Raw genomic sequence first — 17,681 nt, 5'->3', positions numbered from 1 at the left:
CCTTCAGCAAGGAGTCGTTATCTAACTATATGTACGCGTTCTTAGGAAGACGCGTGCATAGGAGGGAAATCCGGCTGCATTTCATCACCGAAGAACAAATCATCCAGAGAGCTGAGCGTACCATCCTCTTCTACCTGGTATACGGACATTTTCTCTCCGTTGACTGTCAATTCGATAAAGCAACCCCAGCAATAAAACTGGTGGGAGCCGATTTTCCCGATATCTTTGGAACTACAGTTTGGACATTTCATCCTACCTCACCCTATCCGTTCACAGAATTAATGGCTTTTTCCAGACGCTGTTCGCTCATCGGGGGTACCATAACGGCACTTTCGCCGATAGCCATTTCCGCTGTGCAAGGCAGCCATTTGCGACCTTCGATCAAATCCGAGACAAATCCATCGGATATTTCCAACCCTAGTATTGTATTGCCCTGTTCCTGCTCAAAATAAACATCCGATATACGTCCGAGCAGGATACCATCCTCTGTCAAGACCTGCATCTCTTTCAGTTTGCGCTTGCCCAAAAGGAACGTAAGCGGTATATCATTGGCGCCCACCTTGCGGACAGCCTCTTGGCTCCGGATCATGACGGCATCTTCCCCATATGCTACGATATCTTCCCATGAGACGCTTTTCACATGCGAGGAAAATAAAGCCTTGCCTTCCAGCTCCAACCCGGTAATCAACCAGTTCTCATCTAGTATAAAATCGTGGATTTTGCCGATTTCCTTACCGTTCTCCACGTCGAATACAGCCAGTCCAATCATTTCTTGAAGTTTCATACTGCAGTGGACACCTCCTCATCCTTCATGGTTTGAAATCAGCCGCCGGTCAACATTTCGTGAGCCAGAACGGGTAATTTCCAAGGATGAAATGGACGAACGCATACCCCCTATTCTCTAGAAGGAGAAATCCCTTAACATCTATTTACGTAACCGATTAAGGATGGTTCCAATTTTTTGGGCAGTGTGCTCCATTTCTTGAGTAGTATTACCCAAACCGAAACTAAAACGAATCGCGGAGCGCAAAACAGGATCAGAAAGTTTCATTGCTTGGAGTACATGGGATATTTCCAGAGATCCCGACGTACAAGCCGAGCCGCTTGCCGCCGCAATTCCTTCCATATCGAGGTTCATCAGCATCGTCTCCGTATTGGCACCGGGAAAGCTGATATTTAGGATGTGAGGTAGGTAATGTTCCGAATTTCCGTTGATTACAAAAGCATCCTGGCCAATCTCCTGACGAAGCCCTTCAAGCAGCGTCGATCTCAGCTCGCGATAATGCTGGATACGCGTCTCCATATTCTTAACGTTCCATTCCACTGCTGCCGCAAAACCGGCGATGCCGGCCATATTTTCTGTTCCGGCACGGCGTTTCTTCTCCTGCAGCCCTCCGAACAGACGTGGAGATACGCTGAGTCCTCTGCGGACAACCAATGCTCCGACGCCTTGGGGTCCGTTGATTTTGTGGGCGGAAAAACTCCACATGTCCACCGGCAGCTCGCGGCAGTTGATCGCCTCCGCTCCCAATGCCTGAACAGCATCGGTATGAAACACGATGCCCCGGCTGCGGCAGAGCTCGCCGATTTCGCTGATCGGCTGAACGGTGCCTACTTCATTATTGCCATACATGATGGTGACCAGCACCGTGTTGTCCTGAATCGCACCCTCAATGTCCTCCACAGAGACACGCCCAGTAGAATCGACGGGGACATAGGTAACCTCACAGCCCCGCCGTTCCAGCTCATGGCATGTATGAAGCACCGCATGGTGTTCAACTGCTGACGTAATCACATGCTTGCCATTCACGCCAAGCGACTCCAGCAATCCCAGTATAGCCAAATTATCGCTTTCGGTGCCCCCTCCGGTGAACACCAGCTCGTCCGATTGGCATCCCAAAAGGGACGCAATTCGATCACGCGCCCCGTTGACGATCTTCTTCACTTCCCGTCCAAAAGCATGAACGCTTGAAGCATTGCCGTATTGGCTTGTCATCACATTCATCATCCGCTCAGCAACCTCCGGATGAACCGGGGTTGATGCGGCATGATCCAAATATACTGATCTCATATCCGTCTCACCCTTATATATAAAACATATAGTTGTCTGCAGCAGACTGTTCATGATAGTTGATCAGATAGTCCAGCGTCGTGGAATCGAGCACTTCAGCAATGCTGTCGCGGATACGAAGCCATAGATCCCGCTTCGCCGGATCGTCCTCTTCCGTGAAGTCCACAGGGGATATCGGTCCTTCAAGCACGCGGATTACATCTCCTGCCGTTATGGATGCCGGATCACGGGAAAGGATATATCCTCCGTATGCGCCACGGATGCTTTTGACCAGTCCAGCATTTCGCAGCGGTGCAATCAGCTGCTCAAGATAATGTTCCGACAGCTGGTTCTTCTCGGCAATGCTCTTCAGCGAAGTTGGTCCTTCACCAAACCTGGCGGCCAGCTCCATCATAATTGTTAATCCGTATCTTCCTTTTGTTGATATCTTCAAGGGTGACACCTCTTTCGGTAATTTGTATATTATGTCCATCCTGTACATGAATTGTAGGTGGCGGGTTTAGCGACAAATACGACGTAATCTAAGCGTGAAGCAGCTTATCCTGTATTTTTCTCCGTATTCCGATCATTACCCTCAGCTTATGGTAACATATCCTGGACCTCAATGGGTAATATTCCAGCCGGAAACCCGAAAAATGTTCACGCTGAGTGGACAAAATGAAACGTGTGAACCTTGTCCCAATATGTTAAAATACCTCCATGGGCACAATTCAATATGAAAATGGTGATAACGATGTCAAAAGAAAAACATAACACTCGTATCGTTGTCGGCATGTCGGGAGGAGTCGACTCCTCCGTAACAGCACTCCTGCTCAAGCAGCAGGGTTATGAAGTGATCGGCATCTTTATGAAAAACTGGGATGACACCGATGAGCTTGGCTACTGCACAGCTGAAGCGGACGCTGAAGACGTGCGCCGCGTGTGCGAGCAGCTCGACATTCCCTACTATACCGTCAATTTCGAGAAGGAGTACTTTGATAAAGTATTTTCCTATTTCCTCGATGAATATAAAGCTGGGAGAACGCCGAACCCCGATGTCATGTGCAACCGTGAAATCAAATTCGGTGAATTTCTGAATAAGGCCATGGATCTGGGAGCCGACTATGTGGCTACCGGCCATTACGCCCGCGTCATCGAGGAGGACGGACAGTACCGGCTGCTGCGCGGCGTCGACAGCAATAAGGATCAAACCTACTTCCTTAATGCGCTGAGCCAAGAACAGCTCTCCAAAGCAATGTTCCCGATCGGGCATCTGCCGAAACCGGAAGTTCGCCGACTCGCTGAGGAAGCCGGACTGTATACCGCCAAGAAAAAAGACAGCACCGGCGTTTGCTTCATCGGCGAACGGAATTTCAAAGAATTTCTTGGACAGTACCTCCCCGCCCAATCCGGTGATATGGTGGACATTGTCACGGGTGAAGTGAAAGGCCGCCATGATGGCTTGATGTACTACACGCTGGGACAACGCCAAGGTCTCGGCATTGGCGGCTCAGGCTCCGGAGAGCCTTGGTTTGTTGCCGACAAGGATTTAACTAACAATATTCTGTACGTTGTCCAAGGCGATCATCCGAGTTTGTATTCAACTGGACTCGTTGCCTCCGGAATCAATTGGATTGCAGGACAAGACGCTATGCCCAAAGACGCCTTTACCTGCACCGCGAAATTCCGCTACCGTCAGCCGGACCAGGAAGTAACGATAACTCCGCGCGAAGACGGAACCGTTCATGTCGCTTTTGCCAAGCCGCAAAAAGCAATCACGCCGGGCCAAGCCGTTGTCTTCTACCAAGGGGACGAATGCCTTGGCGGCGGAACAATCGAAACAGCGGATAAAGTTCCATATTAATCCGCTGCCGTAATGCGAAGAGCACACACTGAACACGGAAGTTTCCGTAAAGTGTGTGCTCTTTTTTTACGTGCTAGCGAAGAACATATTCTACCGTTACTCCCCGTTCTAGGCTGGCGGCTACGTCAACTAAGCGCTGATTCGAGCTGCCTCGAAAGGGAAGCGAGACATCCCTTAGCTCCAACTGAAATTTGCCATCCACGATAACATCACACTGTTTCGCCAATTCGCGCAGCTTTGGCTGCCTCATCAGCGCTTCAAAGGTGAAGCCCGTGTAGGCCCATACACTTTTCCCAGGACAGAGGGTCCTGAGCTTGCGTACAAACGCCGCGGACTCCTCCGGCGAGAAGAACGGATCCCCACCGCATAAGGTCACGCCATCCAGCAAAGGGTTGTCGATAATATCCTGCAGTATGGACGCAGACAATTCTTCTGTAAACGGCTCCCCCGCTTCAAAGTCCCAGGAATCCGTATTAAAACATCCGGCGCAAGCATGACGGCAGCCGCTCACGAATAGAACTGCCCGAACTCCTGGGCCTTCATTAATGCTCTCGGGGATATACCCGCACACATTCACAGATGTTTCACCCGATCCCTGACCTCAGCCTGCTTGGCCGAATTGAAGCGCTCCGTATAATTGCCCGTTAGGTATCCCGTCACCCTCCGCAGCCGCTGGAAGTTTCCATCCGCCTCCGAGGCTCCGCATCCAGGGCAAGAGCTTCCGATGATCCCTTCGTAATTGCATGCCGGGCAACGATCGACGGGATGGTTTACGGAGAAATATCCAATATTCTGCTGCAGGGCAAACTGTACGATGTCCCGAAAAGCAGCCGTATTCTGCCGGGCGTTGCCGTCCAGCTCCACATACGAAATCGCTCCTGCATTACACAGCTCATGGAAAGGAGCCTCGGAACGGATTTTGCGGTACGCGGCCATCGGATAATACACCGGAATATGAAACGAATTCGTATAATACTCGCGATCTGTGACACCTTCGATCACACCAAAGGTTTGCCGGTCCAGCTTCGTGAATTTCCCCGATAACCCTTCTGCCGGCGTGGCAAACAACGTAATGTTCAGGTTATATCTTTCACTGGCTGCATCGCAAAACTGACGCATATGCCGGATGATCTCGATTCCCAGACTGCGGCTGGTCTCATCTTCTCCGTGGTGCAGCCCGGTTAACGCCTTCAGGCATTCAGCCAGCCCGATAAATCCAAGCGCAAGGGTTCCGTGCTTGATGAGCTCGCGAACCTTATCCTCCGGTGCCAGTGCCTCGCCGCCTTCCCACACGCCTTCCCGCATCATAAAATCAGACGCTTTGGCCGGTTGGTCGGCCTGCAGCTCGTAACGATGAATCAAACCCTCTACCGCAATCGTCAAATACTGATCCAACTGCTCGTAGAAGAGGTTCAGATCGGGCATATCCCGTTTGCCTTCGATAATGCCATGCTCAATGCCGAGACGAACCAGATTGATCGTATTAAAAGATAAATTGCCTTTGCCGCTTAGACGGTTTCGCCCGAACCGGTCTGAAATCGTCCGGGTCCTGCAGCCCATGGTGGCAATAATCGTGTCTGGCTCGTCCGGGTTATAGTAGACCAGATTAAACGATGCATCCACGTTGACAAAATTCGGGTAGAGCCTGCGGCTGGAGCACTCAACAGCTTTCAGGAACAGATCGTAGTTGGGCTCCCCTTCCGCCTGATTAATGCCCTGCTTGCACTGGAAAATATGCTGAGGAAATATCGGCGTCTCTCCCCCGCCGAGCCCTCTCATCGTGGCATCCAGTAGAGCGTGGGACACCAGCCTTCCTTCGGTTGACGTGCACATGCCATAGTTCAGCGATGTAAAAGGGATCTGTCCGCCTGCCCGGCTGCTCATCGTGTTCAGATTGTGAATCAGGGATTCCGCGGCCTGCTTTACTTCATTCACCGTTTCGTTATATGCATAGTGATATATTCGTGGATAAATTTCTTTCAACTGCTCATTGTCTATGTATAATTCGTTATCCGGAAGAACTCGTGCACCTCGTCTATTGTCCTCCACCTCTCCGAAGTAGGCCAGCCCTTTGCGAAAATGCCGACGAAACGATTTACCGACATACGGGGCCAGATCCCAATCGATTTTATTTCCGGACACGCCGCCGAATTGACTGTTCTGCTGGGATTGAAAGATGATGGCCACCAGCGCCATCGCGGTCATGATGCTCTGCGGCGGCCTAACCGATCCGTTACCGGTATTGAATCCCTTGGCCAATAGTCGGTCAAACGGAATGAAAATGCAGTTCGTTGTTCCGAGTGCATACTGGTCCAGGTCGTGCACATACACATAACCATCCCTCACCGCTCTCATGAGATCTCCTGGGAGGATGAATTTGCTTGCCATCCATTTGGCGTACTCGGAGCCGATCCGACTCATTTTTCCACTGAAGGATTCCCCGTTCAGATTCGCATTCTCCCGCAGCAGATCCAGATTCGTTACCCCAATAACATCCGTGCTGATCTTGTAAAGCTCTCCCCGCCGCATCCGCTCCAGGTCACGGGTTTCCCTGTAATGTTGATAAGCTGCCGCTGCCTCTGCATAACCTGTATTTTGCAAATGCTCGACAACAATATCCTGAATTTCCTCCACACTCACCTGCTCCATCTCCGCGGTGGCACGAACAACCGCATCGCCAATCTGCAGGGAAGCCTCCATGCGGGACACACCCTCAACGGCTATAAACGCTTTATCCACTGCATTCACAATCCGGTTTATCTCAAAATTCACCAGGCACCCGTCTCTCTTCATGACTTTCATGAAATCGATCAACTCCTTCTCCTTAGATCATCAACACACTATATATAGTCTCGTTTTATAAATTTACATCCATATATAGTTTGATGCTGTGAGATAGATCACGGCGGTCAGTCTGAGAAACGGATCAGGCGATTCCTGAAAACAGCCTTGGAGGCCTTAAACCCAACAAAAAAAAGGCACTCGAGTGATCCATCGATCACATCGGGTACCTTCTTGCTTATCTACAGTAGAATTAACTTTCGGCGGGCGGCATTGGAGTTGGTGTCGGCTTCGCATAACCTGTGCTGTATTTCTCGTCGATTGCGGTCCGAATATCCGTCAGGCTCTTGCCCTCGCTGCTCATTTTGGCAGATTCCACGGCAATGTCCAAACACACCCCGCAGCGGGTGCCATGATCGTCCCACACCACGGTGCCGTCCTCCTGAATCTCATCAATAAAACAGTTCAGGTTGCTCTCATGACCGGCACTCTCTCCACAGCCGCAATAACAAGGAATATATTTCAGGACATCACTCACCTGCGCAGACAAGGCATAGATCGTTTGCAGCTCGCTGGTCTGGCTCATCAAAAAGGTAGGCAGCTCGTCAATCGAAGCCGTCGCCTCCTGAATATCCCCGTTGGCCAGCTGCGTCTGATGCCCGTGCTCATGCACTGCCTCCGCGGCCTGTCCACTTTCGACCTGCTCCTGGGCGTTTTTCCCCGAACAGCCGCTCAGCATAAGACCAGCGGACAGCAGCAGGATGACAAAACGTTGTTTCCCTGTTTTCATCATTCGTTTCCTCCATTTAGCTAAACTAGCGGCCATTGATCCTGTTAGTGCTGTAAGACCCTATTCTTCGCGTCGTAATCGCTGATTGTGTGCGATCTTGGCTTCATTCCCCTGCTCCGTCGCCTGATAGAACACCCGGCGGGAGAGCTCCTTCGGCAGATATTCCTGCTTCACGTAATGGCCTGGATAATCGTGCGGGTACTTGTAGCCGACATGTCCCAGCTTCACCGCCCCCGAGTAATGCGCATCACGGAGATGAAGCGGAACCTCAGCCGATTTCACTTCATCCATGGCGGACATCGCCCGGGATATGGCGGTCACAACGCCATCCGATTTGGGGCTCTCCACCGCAAACAGAATCGCCTGGGCAATGTTCAACTTGGCTTCCGGCCAGCCGTTATTCCGGTAGGCATCCAGTGCGCTCACCGCCTGCACCATCGCTTGCGGATTAGCCAGCCCGATATCCTCGCTGCTGGCAGCAATCAAGCGGCGGATGAACACCATCGGGTCCATCCCTAGCTTTTCGACCGCATACAGGAACCAGAACAAGGCCGCATCACTGGAACCTCGAATGCTTTTATGGAAGGCAGACAGCACGTCATACTGCGTGGACTCGTCCGCCTTGACGAGCGGCTTTCGTATCGATTCTTCGGCCACTTCGAGCGTAATATGAACCCTGCCGCTTTCATCCGGGGGCGTGGTCATGGCCGCTAATTCGAGGGCGTTCAGAGCACGGCGGATGTCGCCGTTCGCCATCGTTGCAATATGCTCCAATGCTTCCTCGTCTGCCTGGAGATCCATGAATCCAAGTCCTTTATCTGGATCGGATAACGCGCGCTGCATGGCGATCATGGAATGGTTCTTAGTCAGCGGCTCAAGCTGGAACAAGGTTGAACGACTCATCAAGGCCCCATTTACGTAATGAAATGGATTCTCTGTTGTCGCGCCAATAAATATAATCGTACCGTTCTCCACGGCAGGCAGCAGCGCATCCTGTCTTGAACTGTTAAAGCGGTGAACCTCATCTAGGAACAGGATCGTTTTGGTGCCGTACAGACTGCGGTTGCTCTGGGCTTGCTCAATGACTTCCCTGACGTCCTTAACCGAGGCTTCCACCGCATTCAGCCGAACGAAGTCCCCCTTCGTTTGCTGGGAGATAATATGCGCCAGCGTTGTTTTGCCGCAACCCGGCGGGCCGTACAATAAAATGGAAGAGACCTGGTCTGCTTCTATGGCACGTCTGAGCAGTTTGCCCGGTCCGATAATCTGTTCTTGTCCTATATATTCATCCAGCGACGAAGGGCGCATCCGATCAGCCAGCAGCCTGGAATCCCGGTCCCCTTCACGCCCGATACTGAATAAATCCATAACTACACTTCCTTGTCTGATATCAATGCAAAGATAAGCCGGTTTCAATCAAATCCGTCACACTCTATCATACCATATTCAATTTTGTCATGCCTGTAGCAAGCCTATGGACATCCACGCTAGTGGTTCGGATACCCATCGATATTCGCTGCTCGTTTAACATGATAACCAACTTTTATCTTTCCGGAGCGTTACTTAATTATAGGAAATTATAGAGAAGCCTTATCTAAGGAGAGTGGCTATGACGACTCGCAAGAAGTCCAAACGCAAACCTATGCGAAAAATGACCCTCTACATCATCTTGGCAGCTGCACTCTTCTTCTCGCCGTTTGGACTTTGATCCGGTATATCGATAACATTGGTTCTTCCTACCAAATGCTTGGTTAAGCGCGGGCACAGCAAAAAGCCCCGCAGAGACAAGCACATGCAGACATGTACCACCCCACGGGACATTTTATGTTCTTTCCTCTTCGCGCTTAGTAACACAATCCTATCTACTCTGCGGGCCAGCCGATGGCTGTAATATCCGAAGCGTCCGCCGTCACATAAGAAGGACGCGCTTCACCATGCAGCAGCCACAGCTCATGCAGTGCCCGGGTGCAGCCGACGTACATCAGCTTGGCATCCCAAGCTTTTTCCGCATAGTGTCCCGTATCTGCATCCGCGACGATGACCGCATCGAATTCGAGACCTTTAGACAAATAGACCGGCAGCACCGAATATCCGCCCTGATACGTTCCTTTGCTGCCATCGATCAGATTCAGCATCGGCCATGCAGCAATTAATTGCTCATGCAGCTCTTTCGCTTCCCGCAAGGTTCGGGTGAGAATGGCTACCGTCCGATATTCCTTAGCGATGAGTGCCTCCATCGCCTGTTCCAAATCTCTTGTTCTGGATTTCTCCGACTCATAAGGAATGAGGCGAACGGCATCGCCGCTTCGAAATACGGGTACGGCGAGCAGATCACTGCTGACACCCTTCTCCAAAATGCCGTTGGCAAATTCGATGATCTCCATCGTCGAGCGGTAACTGCGTGTCAACGCAAAATAAGCTGTTTCCTCTTCCTTAAACAAGGAGCTCATTTCCTCCCACGCATGAACGCCGCGATAGGCATGAATGCCCTGCGACAAATCACCTAATATGGTGAAGGAATGTCCTCTTACGAACAGGTCCAGCACAGCTACCTGAAATGGCGAGAAATCCTGAGCCTCATCAATGACGATGTGGTCAAAGCGCTGCTCACCGGTAATATCATTCAGCAAACAGTGGAAATACAGCAGGGCAGGCAAATCCTCTTCGCGGACCACGTTTTTCTTCAGATCTTTTCGCGTTGCCGCGAGCACCTCGGACGGAATCAGAGCGGTTAGCTCTGCAAACATCGTTCCGGTCGCCTTTGCCGCACCAAACAATTGTTTATATAATGAGACCGGCTCAAATTTCGGCCATCGGTTCGCATAAGCCTTTTCTCGTTGAGTCGCTTTTTTCTTCCGTTCTTTCATCACGGCCGCTGATGGCGATTTCTTCAGTTCCATCTCGACCCAGCGGTGCAATCTGGCAAGCAGCCGTTCCTTCCGCTTGGCCAGTGGATACGGTTTATACTCCTGGTAGAACCATTCCCAGATCGTCTCCTGTTTCAGTACGGCCCCGTCCCATGGTGAGAAGTCCCCGTCCGGTAGAGCCTCGGTTTCGATAGCCTCCACGCAGCGCCGGATGATCTCCATCAGTCTCAATGAGCCTTTATAGCGCCCGCTGACATTATCGTCAATATCCGGGGTTCCCTGCCCCGGGTCGATCTCGAACCATAGATGAAGCGTCTGTGCATGATCATCCGAAGCGAGCTCGATATCGAGCAGCTCCGCTGCCCAATCGCCAAACGTGCGCTGCTGTATATCGCCAACTCCGAGCTCGGGCAGTACGTCGGATATGTAATCCAGAAACATCAGGTTGGGTGCGAATATGATCATTTTCTCCGCGGTTACCTGCTCCTTGTATTGATAGAGCAAATAAGCCAGCCGATGCAGAGCCACCGTCGTTTTTCCGCTTCCCGCCACCCCTTGGATAATGAGAGCGGTATTTTTAGCAGCCCGGATGATTTTGTCCTGCTCGGCTTGGATCGTAGATACGATATCCCGAAGCCGGTTGTCCTTGTTCTCCCCGAGACGGTAGACCAAAAACTCATCGGATACGGCAGGTCCGCCGCTCTCCCGATTGTACGTATCCGATACCCGTTCCAAAATTTGCTTGCGGATCACAACGTTGCGTTTTAAATACACCAGCCCCTCGATGATTCCTTCGGGTGCTTCGAACGATGCCGGGTCGGTACCGCCCGTAAACGAATAAAATAGGCTCGCGACCGGGGCTCGCCAATCAATCACCATCGGGTGATCCCCGGCATCTTCCTTATCGAAGCCAATCTTCCCGATGTAGAGCGGTTTCTTCGCTCCCGTTCCGCTCTCCTGAAAATCCAGCCTCCCGAAGTAAGGCTCCGGCAAACTTTTGGCGAGGGCCTGCCGTTTCTCTTCCCGCCCCGCTTCGAGCACCTGCTCCGTAAAATCATGGCCCGTGTATACGGGAATCCCGCGCAAACGTTCAAGCTGATGGTCAATTTCAACGATAACCTCGTTTAGCCTTGACTCTTCTTCTTGATAGGCACTTTGAAAAGATTCTGACACTTTCAGTTACCTCCTAAGAACATATTTTTTCGCATCGAAAGTCTGGCTTTAAGGGCCGTGACACAAAAAGGAGTTCCATTGTAGCACAACTGGTACGAATATACTAGCAAAGCTCTGTCACAAGGAATTTCATGGTGCTGGTTTTCCATTCATACTCGCTTCGGCGATGACCATAAAAAACGCAGCGTCCATTGCTTTGGACACTGCGTTTTATTAACCACTCTATGTTTTGGTCGAAGGCGCGTTTCGTCCTGCCTTCCGCTTGTCTATCGTTTTCTCAATTCGAGTTTTACTGGATCATTATAACGAAACGCCACCCTTTTCGAGCAGTTCTCTGACCGTTACGCTGACCATAATCAGTCCGGCCACTGGCGGAACGAATGCATTGCTTGCCGGAGGCTGCTTCGCTTTCCGGATTTCAGGGGCATTCTCGGGTACGATCTTCTCCGTAACGTCCTGGCGGGGTTTCATCGGCTCCTCTAGTGAGAATACGACCTTGACCCCTTTCTTGATGCCGTCTTTGCGCAGCTTGGTGCGTACGATACGGGCAATCGGATCCATGGACGTTTTGGAGATGTCGGCTACCTGGAACTTCGTGGGGTCCATTTTGTTGGCTGCCCCCATGCTGGAGATGATAGGAATCCCGCGCCGCAGGCATTCCTTGATCAGATGTACTTTATAAATGATCGTATCCGACGCATCAATCACATAATCCAGATCGAATTTAAACAACTCTTCATACGTCTCTTCGGTGTAGAACATGTTCAGGGCGATCGCTTCACATTCCGGATTGATCAGTTTGACACGTTCAACCATCAGGTCTGCTTTCTTCTGACCTACCGTGGTCGTTAAGGCATGGATCTGCCGATTGATGTTGGTGATATCCACAACGTCTTTGTCGATCAGAATGATACGGCCTACCCCGGAACGGGCGAGGGCTTCCACCGCAATGCCTCCCACGCCGCCGATACCCAGCACGGCTACCGTGCTGTTCTTCATCACTTCAAGGCCCTCAGGACCAATGGCTAATTCCGTACGGGAAAATTGGTGCAGCATAATTCAAGCAACCTCCTTTATCAAGAACAACGGACTTATTTCTCGTCGCCCGGTTTCTTGGCGAGTTTGATATGCAGCTGCTCCAGCTGTCCTCCGTCCACCTGGGAAGGAGCGTCCATCAACAGATCTGTTGCGCTTGCCGTTTTCGGGAACGCAATCGTTTCACGCAGGTTCGTGCGTCCGGCAAGCAGCATCACCAAACGGTCCAACCCAAAGGCGATTCCGCCATGTGGAGGAGTGCCGTACTCAAACGCGTCCATAAGATAACCGAATTTGTCATGCGCCACTTCCGGCGACATACCAAGAGCCGCAAACATTTTCTCTTGGATCTCGCGTTTGAAAATCCGCATGGAACCGCCGCCTACTTCGTATCCATTCAGAACGATGTCGTAAGCTTCCGCACGCACGGCAAGCGGATCCGTATCCATCAATTCCAGATCTTCGTCTTTTGGACGGGTGAACGGATGATGCTCGGCCACATAGCGCTTCGCCTCTTCATCATAGCTGAACAGCGGGAAGTCCAGCACCCAAGCAAACTTGTACTCATTGTCGTTGATCAGGCCAAGCTGGCGTCCGATTTTCAAGCGGAGTGCGCCCAGGACATCGGCAACCACTTTTTTATTGTCTGCGGAGAACAGCAGCAAGTCGCCATCTTCGGCTCCCGTACGTTCTCTTACCGCTTCAATTTCCTGCTCGCTGAAGAATTTCACGATAGGTCCTTTGAACTCGCCTTCTTTCACTTGAATCCAAGCAAGCCCCTTCGCTCCGTAACGGGCTGCATATGGCCCCAGATCGTCAATTTCTTTACGTGTCCAAGTCCCGCAACCTTTAGCGTTCAAACACTTCACTTCGCCGCCTTTTTCAATAACGGAAGAGAATACTTTGACCCCGCTGTTAGCAACGATATCGTTCATTTCGATCAATTCCAAACCGAAGCGAAGATCCGGTTTATCGGAGCCGTATTTGCCCATCGCATCGGCATAACTGATACGCTGGAATGGCGTTGGAAGTTCAACGCCGATGGTTTCCTTGAACAACTTCACCATTAGCTGCTCCATCATGTTCAGCAGGTCGTCGCGTTCCATGAAGGACGTCTCGATGTCGACCTGGGTAAACTCAGGCTGACGGTCAGCCCGCAAGTCTTCGTCACGGAAACAGCGTGCAATTTGGTAGTAACGTTCAAGCCCGCTCACCATGAGGAGCTGCTTGTAAATTTGCGGAGATTGTGGAAGTGCAAAGAATTCACCTGCGTGCACACGGCTCGGTACGAGATAGTCACGGGCTCCTTCCGGCGAGCTCTTGGTCAGAATCGGCGTTTCCACATCCACAAAGCCCTCGTCGTCGAGGAAGTCGCGGAATACTTTAGACGCTTTGGAGCGCAGCATCAGCGTTTTTTGCATCTCTGGACGACGCAGGTCCAGATATCGATATTTCAAGCGAAGCTGCTCATCCACTTCCACACCGTCTTCGATAAAGAACGGAGGTGTTTTGGCTGCATTCAGCACTTCAATGCTTGTCACTTGGACTTCGATTTCTCCAGTAGGCAGGTTCGCGTTGAACGTTTCAGGATCACGCTTTACAACTTTACCGGATACGGCCACGACGAATTCGCTGCGGACCTTATCGGCAACAGCCAAAGCTTCGCCGGAGAAATCCGGGTTAAATACGATTTGCATGATGCCGCTGCGATCGCGAAGATCGATGAACAGCACGCCGCCCAAGTCGCGGCGGGTCTGTACCCAGCCGTTCAGTGTTACAGTTTCTCCAATGTTCGCGGTTGTCAGGTGACCGCATTGATGCGTCCTTTTCATCGTTTATCATTCCCCTTTAATATTATTAAGTCGCTTCATGCGACGATTAAACCAATTCTTGTACCAGACGATCCAATTTAACTGTACGCTGTTCGCCGGTTTCCATCGACTTCAGGGCAATTTCTCCGCGCGCCAGTTCGTCTTCACCCAAAATGGCGGTATAACGAGCTTGCAGACGGTCGGCGGATTTCATCTGGGCTTTCATTTTCCGGCCGAGGTAATCACGTTCGGCTGCTACGCCATTGCTCCGCAGTTCGTAGATCAATTTTGCCACTTCCTGTTCGGCGGCTTCACCCAGCGCCACCAGATAGACATCCAGCGGCTTGGCGGCTGACAGATTAACACCTTGATGCTCCAGGATCAATAGGATTCGCTCAAGACCAATCCCGAACCCGATGCCCGGCTGATCCGGTCCGCCGATCTGATCGACCAGTCCGTTGAACCGTCCTCCGCCGCCTACCGTATCAATTGCGCCGATGCCCTGGGCCTTGAATTCAAATGCGGTATGCGTATAATAGTCCAATCCCCGCACAAGTCTTGGATTGATCTCATACTCGATGCCCATGGCGTCCAGGTACCCTTTTACTTTCTCAAAATGCGTGCTGCATTCCTCATCCAGGCTGTCCAGAATCGAAGGCGCATCACCGAACTTCCCTTGGTCCTTCTTGCAATCCAGCACGCGCAGCGGGTTGCGTTCCATGCGTGACTGGCAATCCGAGCATAGGCTCTCTTTCATAGGTTCCAGGAAAGCAAGTAATGTACTTCGGTAAGCCGCCCGTACCTCTGGCGTCCCTACGGAATTAATCTCCGCTTTTACGCCGTTCAGCCCAAGCTCCTTGTAGAAGCTGTAACCCAGCGCAATCACCTCAGCATCAATAGCCGGATCTGCAGTCCCGAACACCTCTACGCCGAACTGGTGGAATTGGCGGTAGCGTCCCGCCTGTGGACGCTCGTAGCGGAACATGGGGCCCATGTAGTACAGCTTCGTAACGTCAGGCTCTCCATACAGCTTGTTTTGCACGTAAGCCCGGACGACGCCTGCCGTTCCTTCTGGACGGAGGGTCATGCTGCGATCGCCTTTATCCCTGAACGTATACATTTCCTTCTCTACGATGTCGGTGGTTTCGCCCACCCCGCGTTTGAACAACTCGGTCTGTTCAAAGATCGGAGTGCGAATTTCGCGGTAGTTGTATCTCCGGCACAAATCGCGTGCCTTCTCTTCGATAAACTGCCATTTCTCGACGGCACCTGGCAGGATGTCCTGCGTGCCTGTCGGTTTCTCGAATTTCTCGTTTGCCATCTTCATCCCTCTTCCTAAGGAGTCATTTCGCAAAAAGTCGTGAAAACTAAAAAATCTCCCGCCCCGCTGTCTTATGACAACAGGGACGAGAGATATTCATATAATCACCCGTGGTACCACCCACATTCCGGCGTTGACACACCATATCAGTGCGTTCAATCATCCGCTTCATCCGTTTAACGCCCGGCCGCGCAGTTCGGCTACTGTCTATCCCACCGGTCAACCGGTGCTTGCTTCGCCGTCTGTTCTCGGGGAGGTCATTCGTCCACTCATCAAGCGAATCCTTACAGCCAAGGGATTCTTCTCTGGTCTTGTGGGGATGGAGTACTTGTTCCCGTCATGAAATCCATTATTCATAAATATAGTATACCCAAAACATTATATTTTTAGATTCTAATGAACTACCACACTAAAGTCAAGAAACTTTGTAGAAATTGCCCGAAAAAAGAAAAAAACCTACAAACCACGTTGTAGGTCCAAAACATATATTATATAAAAAAGGGGGTCATGCTGTTATTATAAACAGGGAATATTAAAGGAACATTGAACAAACATTACAGTTATGTTACAAGCGAGAAAGCGCTTTTAATAACAGGACCGGAAGAGGCTGCTCCATTAGCGGAACAGCCCTTTTTGTGTACTAATGAATATGCCCTATACGAATGATAATCTCCAACTTCTTAGGGAATCCAAACGCTTGTCAGGCATTTTTCGCTAATTAATCAAATCGCTCCACATAAGCGTTATTCGCCCGCAAATCATGTACGATCTGATCGTAATCCTCGTCCCTTACCTTAACGGACAGCGTATATCTCAGATCATCATAGTCCCGATCCGTCACGTCCGCTTCGCGCCATGCGTCGCCCAGCGTGTCATCGCCGTGCGGCCGATCTTGCGCTATATCGCGGCTGTCATCGGCATCCCGTGAGCCCACGATGACCCCCGGAGCCCCGACGACTCCGCCTGGAGCTCCCATCGTTGTAGCCCCTGCAGTTGCTCCACCCGTGCCGGAATTACCCCATGGCACCAGCGGCACGAGGATATTGCCTCCACCTCGAACCGGATCCTGTAGCTGTCCCACCTCCAACTGCTCTGTGTTGTACGTTAACAGCCTCGTCCTTGCGCCTTCAGCGTCGTCTTCCGTTCTGAAATAAGCTTGAATTTGTCTAGACATGTCCATTCCTCCTTTTTTCAACCCACTTGTTTGAAAAACCGGTATAACATGGACAACCATACAGCATACAGCTACTCTCTTCTTACAGTGCCTTTAACAGCTCACGCACGAAGGCTGGCTCGTCTTTCGGCGTCCGGGAAGTAATGAAATTGCGATCCACGACGACTTCCTCATCCTTAAAGTTTGCGCCTGCGTTTACCATGTCATCCTGAAGCGGAGGATAGGAAGTGATCGTACGTCCCTTCAGCAGGTCGGCACTTGCCAGAATTTGCGGCCCGTGGCATATTAAGGCAATCGGTTTGCCTGCCTTGTCCGCTGATGCAACAAACTGCAATATATGGGAATCCAGACGCAAATTTTCCGGAGAAGATCCGCCTGGAATAACCACCGCATCATAATCGTTTATATTGACGTCAGCAATGGCTTTATCCGTAGTATACGATGCCTTGCCCTGTTTACCCTTTACCTCTTGTCCTTGTTTCAATCCAATAATATCAGCTTGATGCCCCGCTTCCTTCACGGCATCATAAGGAGTTTTCATCTCGGAATCTTCGAATTGGTCAGCTAGTAGAAATGCAACTTTACTCATCTGGCATATCTCCTTTCATGATTGTCCTCGATTTGTTATTACCCTGGAATGCCTTTTTTATAACAGCGAAATGCACGGAAGCCCCATGATCTACACCATTCAGTTACAAGTCATAACAGGGAATCTTAGGACTCCCAACTTATGAGTGAATTAAAAAAGAGCCTGAAATGTTCTCAGGCTCTGCTATGTAGTCACCAGAAGTGACTCAATACGCTATCCTATTTAG

The 17,681-nt window shown here is 51.0% G+C and carries 16 protein-coding genes; 2 read left to right on the top strand and 14 right to left on the bottom strand.

Translation table 11 applies throughout. The features are described from left to right. Positions 1 to 41 precede the first annotated feature (41 nt). The 4 genes from ACOZB4_RS12185 to cymR all read right to left on the bottom strand — a co-directional run bounded on the left by ACOZB4_RS12185 (position 42) and on the right by cymR (position 2,504). A complete protein-coding gene (locus ACOZB4_RS12185) occupies positions 42 to 251 on the bottom strand; it encodes a hypothetical protein (RefSeq protein ID WP_071222775.1) in 210 nt (69 codons plus the stop codon). 11 nt (positions 252 to 262) lie between these two features. Beyond that, positions 263 to 784: a PRC-barrel domain-containing protein gene (locus ACOZB4_RS12180; RefSeq protein WP_076320455.1), complete on the bottom strand. Its 522-nt coding sequence runs from the start codon at positions 782 to 784 to the stop codon at positions 263 to 265. Positions 785 to 925: 141 nt separating this feature from the next. Beyond that, on the bottom strand, positions 926 to 2,071 hold the full coding sequence (locus ACOZB4_RS12175) for a cysteine desulfurase family protein (protein WP_379415451.1): 1,146 nt from the start codon (positions 2,069 to 2,071) through the stop codon (positions 926 to 928). A 13-nt stretch (positions 2,072 to 2,084) separates the two neighbouring features. Next, the gene (cymR, locus tag ACOZB4_RS12170; RefSeq protein ID WP_009592789.1) at positions 2,085 to 2,504 is read right to left on the bottom strand and encodes a cysteine metabolism transcriptional regulator CymR; all 420 of its coding nucleotides are present in this window, start codon (positions 2,502 to 2,504) and stop codon (positions 2,085 to 2,087) included. 300 nt (positions 2,505 to 2,804) lie between these two features. Between cymR and mnmA the strand changes: the two genes are divergently transcribed. After that, complete coding sequence (mnmA, locus tag ACOZB4_RS12165; RefSeq protein ID WP_144023395.1) at positions 2,805 to 3,914, top strand: tRNA 2-thiouridine(34) synthase MnmA; 1,110 nt, start codon at positions 2,805 to 2,807, stop codon at positions 3,912 to 3,914. A gap of 73 nt (positions 3,915 to 3,987) precedes the next feature. Here the strand turns inward: mnmA and nrdG are convergent, their stop codons facing one another. The 8 genes from nrdG to hisS form a co-directional block, all read right to left on the bottom strand. Beyond that, positions 3,988 to 4,491, bottom strand: coding sequence for an anaerobic ribonucleoside-triphosphate reductase activating protein (gene nrdG / locus ACOZB4_RS12160; protein ID WP_076320453.1), 504 nt, complete (start codon positions 4,489 to 4,491; stop codon positions 3,988 to 3,990). After that, positions 4,488 to 6,716 (bottom strand): anaerobic ribonucleoside triphosphate reductase, encoded by a 2,229-nt coding sequence (locus ACOZB4_RS12155; protein WP_379415445.1) that lies wholly within the window; start codon positions 6,714 to 6,716, stop codon positions 4,488 to 4,490. The genes nrdG and ACOZB4_RS12155 overlap by 4 nt, the downstream gene beginning before the upstream one ends. 232 nt (positions 6,717 to 6,948) lie before the next feature. Continuing rightward, complete coding sequence (locus tag ACOZB4_RS12150; protein WP_379415443.1) at positions 6,949 to 7,488, bottom strand: PCYCGC domain-containing protein; 540 nt, start codon at positions 7,486 to 7,488, stop codon at positions 6,949 to 6,951. Between the two features lie 57 nt (positions 7,489 to 7,545). Then, positions 7,546 to 8,853 carry a replication-associated recombination protein A gene (locus ACOZB4_RS12145; RefSeq protein ID WP_379415441.1) on the bottom strand — a complete coding sequence of 436 codons (1,308 nt, stop codon included), beginning with the start codon at positions 8,851 to 8,853 and terminating at the stop codon, positions 7,546 to 7,548. A gap of 494 nt (positions 8,854 to 9,347) precedes the next feature. Continuing rightward, positions 9,348 to 11,525 (bottom strand): HelD family protein, encoded by a 2,178-nt coding sequence (locus ACOZB4_RS12140; RefSeq protein ID WP_379415438.1) that lies wholly within the window; start codon positions 11,523 to 11,525, stop codon positions 9,348 to 9,350. 300 nt (positions 11,526 to 11,825) lie between these two features. Then, complete coding sequence (locus ACOZB4_RS12135; RefSeq protein WP_098742591.1) at positions 11,826 to 12,581, bottom strand: tRNA threonylcarbamoyladenosine dehydratase; 756 nt, start codon at positions 12,579 to 12,581, stop codon at positions 11,826 to 11,828. Positions 12,582 to 12,616: 35 nt separating this feature from the next. Continuing rightward, positions 12,617 to 14,392: an aspartate--tRNA ligase gene (gene aspS / locus ACOZB4_RS12130; RefSeq protein WP_379415436.1), complete on the bottom strand. Its 1,776-nt coding sequence runs from the start codon at positions 14,390 to 14,392 to the stop codon at positions 12,617 to 12,619. Between the two features lie 46 nt (positions 14,393 to 14,438). Next, positions 14,439 to 15,692 carry a histidine--tRNA ligase gene (gene hisS / locus ACOZB4_RS12125; RefSeq protein WP_076320447.1) on the bottom strand — a complete coding sequence of 418 codons (1,254 nt, stop codon included), beginning with the start codon at positions 15,690 to 15,692 and terminating at the stop codon, positions 14,439 to 14,441. A 73-nt stretch (positions 15,693 to 15,765) separates the two neighbouring features. Here hisS and ACOZB4_RS12120 point away from each other — a divergent pair, with 73 nt between their 5' ends. Continuing rightward, positions 15,766 to 16,035 carry a hypothetical protein gene (locus tag ACOZB4_RS12120; RefSeq protein WP_379415433.1) on the top strand — a complete coding sequence of 90 codons (270 nt, stop codon included), beginning with the start codon at positions 15,766 to 15,768 and terminating at the stop codon, positions 16,033 to 16,035. Positions 16,036 to 16,410: 375 nt separating this feature from the next. Here the strand turns inward: ACOZB4_RS12120 and ACOZB4_RS12115 are convergent, their stop codons facing one another. Then, the gene (locus ACOZB4_RS12115; RefSeq protein WP_076320446.1) at positions 16,411 to 16,866 is read right to left on the bottom strand and encodes a hypothetical protein; all 456 of its coding nucleotides are present in this window, start codon (positions 16,864 to 16,866) and stop codon (positions 16,411 to 16,413) included. An 82-nt stretch (positions 16,867 to 16,948) separates the two neighbouring features. Continuing rightward, positions 16,949 to 17,455 (bottom strand): type 1 glutamine amidotransferase domain-containing protein, encoded by a 507-nt coding sequence (locus ACOZB4_RS12110; protein WP_379415430.1) that lies wholly within the window; start codon positions 17,453 to 17,455, stop codon positions 16,949 to 16,951. Positions 17,456 to 17,681 lie beyond the last annotated feature (226 nt).

The organism is Paenibacillus sp. NPDC058898 (genome assembly GCF_049316025.1).
In the GTDB taxonomy this organism is placed as follows: domain Bacteria; phylum Bacillota; class Bacilli; order Paenibacillales; family Paenibacillaceae; genus Paenibacillus_AQ.
Note: the sequence above shows the minus strand (reverse complement) of the source record. Positions and strands in the feature narration are given on the sequence as shown.